Here is a 585-nt window from a genome sequence, read left to right as displayed (position 1 = left end):
CAAGAACCTCATGACCCACAACACCTAGCCGCGCTCCGGCCTCTCAGTCCCGGGCTCGACGCACCAGCCAGGCGCTCACCGCCCGGCGGCCCAGGAGCAGGACGCCGAGCACCCCGAGTGCCACGAGCACGAAGGACGCGGGCGCGCCACCGAGGCCGAAGGCCACGCGCAGAACCATGCCGACGGCCACGGTGCCCAGCCAGACGATCACGCCGTGCGGCCACACCCGGGCCCAGGTCCGGTGGCCGGCGGTCAGCCCGATCATGAGGAGGAGGCCCGCGAGGAACGGCGCCGCCGTGATCAACAGACCCAACGGTCCACGCTCCGTGGCGTGCTGCCCCTGGCCAAGGGCCACGAAGAGGAGGGTGAGCAGGAGGTCGACGGCAAGCGCCAGCACGGCGCCGCGCTGAGCACGGTGCTCCGCGGGCGCGGCACGGCGGGCGGTGGGGGAGGACGTCATGCATCCAGTCTGGCCCACCGCGGAGGATCGGCGCGGAGCGCCCGCTCGAGGGAGTCTGTGGACGGGACCTACGACAAAATCCCATCTTTGTCGGAGCTAGGTGTAAGAGGTCATGACGTTGTTGA

General features: G+C 70.8%; 1 protein-coding gene. It reads right to left on the bottom strand.

Annotated features, from left to right (window positions below; genetic code table 11):
- Positions 1 to 43 precede the first annotated feature (43 nt).
- Positions 44 to 460: a DUF3054 domain-containing protein gene (locus HMPREF3105_RS06785; RefSeq protein WP_070709032.1), complete on the bottom strand. Its 417-nt coding sequence runs from the start codon at positions 458 to 460 to the stop codon at positions 44 to 46.
- Positions 461 to 585 lie beyond the last annotated feature (125 nt).

It is taken from the genome of Micrococcus sp. HMSC31B01 (genome assembly GCF_001816085.1).
In the GTDB taxonomy this organism is placed as follows: domain Bacteria; phylum Actinomycetota; class Actinomycetes; order Actinomycetales; family Micrococcaceae; genus Micrococcus; species Micrococcus luteus.
The sequence above is the reverse complement of the archived record's forward strand: the minus strand, read 5'-3'. Positions and strand labels throughout refer to the sequence as shown.

Bases quoted from the DNA above. Each gene is read 5' to 3' on its own strand.
- HMPREF3105_RS06785 (WP_070709032.1), bottom strand. From the start codon at position 460: ATGACGTCCTCCCCCACCGCCCGCCGTGCCGCGCCCGCGGAGCACCGT.